The sequence below is a fragment of the Zhongshania sp. genome (genome assembly GCF_041584495.1).
GTDB lineage: Bacteria > Pseudomonadota > Gammaproteobacteria > Pseudomonadales > Spongiibacteraceae > Spongiibacter.
In genome coordinates this window covers 1-1,706 of record NZ_JBFHDY010000265.1, presented here as the reverse complement: position 1 = coordinate 1,706, position 1,706 = coordinate 1, and the positions used below count along the sequence as shown (strand labels likewise).

Sequence of the window (1,706 nt, the reverse complement as noted above, 5' to 3'; positions counted from 1 at the left end):
CTCATTCCCCGCCCTCCTCATACCGATACAAAAACGACTTAACACGCGCATTGTCATCCTGGCGGCACTCTGCGGGGACTGTTTTGACCTCCCCGCCCTTTTCAAGATACTCCGCAACCTGCGCCTCAATCTGGGCGCGCAGTGGGTCGCGTTGGGTTATTTCGGATTTGTGGATCATTGGAACATATCCTCCTGCGCTGTCTCATTGTTAAACCGCTCACAGGCGGCCTTGTAGTAGTCCTCGTCTAGCTCGCATCCAACAAAGTCGAACCCGCCATAATGGGCTGCTATGGCGCTAGAGCCGCTGCCTAAGTGCGTGTCCAGTATGCGGTAACCTTCTTTGGCGTAGTTCGCGAGCAGCCATTGGTAGAGCTTGACGGGTTTTTGGGTGGGGTGGATGCGGTGCTCTTTGTTTTTCATGTCGCCCTGTAGCATCCCCGCCCATTGAAAACGAAACAAGCGAACGGCGGTCTTAAAGCTAGTCCAAGCTAACTCGCAATCTGCAAAATCACTTTCTCCATTGACCTTATCCCAGACAACCCAGCAGGGTGAATTACACATAAAATGGATGCCATCAATGAAGTGATTTGCACCCCAGATTATTTGATTTCTGCTTACTCGCTTTAAGTGGTCAAAGTAGTCAGAATTAGGCGCGCAAAGGTCGCCCCCAGCAAAAGGTTTATAGTCTTTAGCCACGGCCAGTTTGCCCCTGCTTTTGTTTGTTGCGCCGCTCTCGCCTATCCCATAAGGCGGATCAACAATAGCCAAATCAAAAGCTTTATCTGGGAGCGACGCCATGTACTCCATGCAGTCGATGTGTAGTAGTTCGACGCTCACAACACCCCCTCCCCCACAACATCACTCATCCAAGCCCGCGCGACAGTCCAGCACAATTCGGGCGATTCGCACTCAGTTACAAACTTGCGGCCTTTGAATCGTACAAATACGCTCCAGCCGTTTTGTGTTAGTGGTTCGATTGTCATTATTATATCTCCCAATCTGCTAAGGCTAATACAATCCACGTGGTGCAAATCCAAGACGCAAACATAAAGCGCCCAAACTCATCCCAGTTGGCGGGATTTAGTGGTGCGACGCTCCAAGTGGCGAATGCCGATATAAAACCGCCAATTGCGTACAGCGCTATCGGAACTAAAATGTATTTTAGTATTTTCACACCAAGCCCTCCGCCCGCTTCTTCAGCTCATCCTTAATCACGCACTCGACACCGTGCCAGACAGAGAACGCGCTAAACTCAAGCATGTACTCGGGCAGAAAACGCCGCGCCCAAATATCCAAGTTGATAATGAAGTCGCGGTAATCGCTGCACAGTTGCTCGTCAAAAACGCCCTGTACATCAACCGGGTGGCGGTCAAACGCTCGACCTACTGCCGCCTGAACATCCAGCTCCGATGACAGTTTAAGCGGCATATTCAGGTACATATCCAGAAGGTTTGTTTCTTCCTTCAGCCGCTCGACCTTTGCGCGAATTTCCGCCTCTGTCACCAGCGGCTGATCTTCGATTTCTGGGACGCCTTGGGCGACCATTTGGTTTTCGTAGTTCATTAGATTTTCCCCTTAAACCGGAATAACCCGGATAGTGATGTATTGACCTTCGCCGCAGTTTGCCTGCTCGCGCTCTGCAATCGAAACAGCATCGCCAGCATTCCACACGTAATCGCGCAAAATGTACTCGCCGTCTTCGCCGT

Annotated in this window: 5 protein-coding genes; all 5 read right to left on the bottom strand. The window is 51.1% G+C overall.

The window, feature by feature from the left end; all coding sequences use genetic code 11:
• Position 1: 1 nt before the first annotated feature.
• From ABYP33_RS18970 to ABYP33_RS18950, 5 genes are read right to left on the bottom strand one after another with little or no spacing between them, the layout of a single operon-like run.
• Positions 2 to 178 carry a hypothetical protein gene (locus ABYP33_RS18970; protein ID WP_373092899.1) on the bottom strand — a complete coding sequence of 59 codons (177 nt, stop codon included), beginning with the start codon at positions 176 to 178 and terminating at the stop codon, positions 2 to 4.
• Positions 175 to 837 (bottom strand): DNA methyltransferase, encoded by a 663-nt coding sequence (locus tag ABYP33_RS18965; RefSeq protein WP_373092898.1) that lies wholly within the window; start codon positions 835 to 837, stop codon positions 175 to 177. The genes ABYP33_RS18970 and ABYP33_RS18965 overlap by 4 nt, the downstream gene beginning before the upstream one ends.
• Positions 834 to 983, bottom strand: coding sequence for a hypothetical protein (locus ABYP33_RS18960; RefSeq protein ID WP_373092897.1), 150 nt, complete (start codon positions 981 to 983; stop codon positions 834 to 836). The genes ABYP33_RS18965 and ABYP33_RS18960 overlap by 4 nt, the downstream gene beginning before the upstream one ends.
• 2 nt (positions 984 to 985) lie before the next feature.
• Positions 986 to 1,174, bottom strand: coding sequence for a hypothetical protein (locus ABYP33_RS18955; protein WP_373092895.1), 189 nt, complete (start codon positions 1,172 to 1,174; stop codon positions 986 to 988).
• Entirely contained in the window at positions 1,171 to 1,563 is a 393-nt protein-coding gene (locus tag ABYP33_RS18950) for a hypothetical protein (RefSeq protein WP_373092893.1), read from the bottom strand. The genes ABYP33_RS18955 and ABYP33_RS18950 overlap by 4 nt, the downstream gene beginning before the upstream one ends.
• Positions 1,564 to 1,706: the final 143 nt, after the last annotated feature.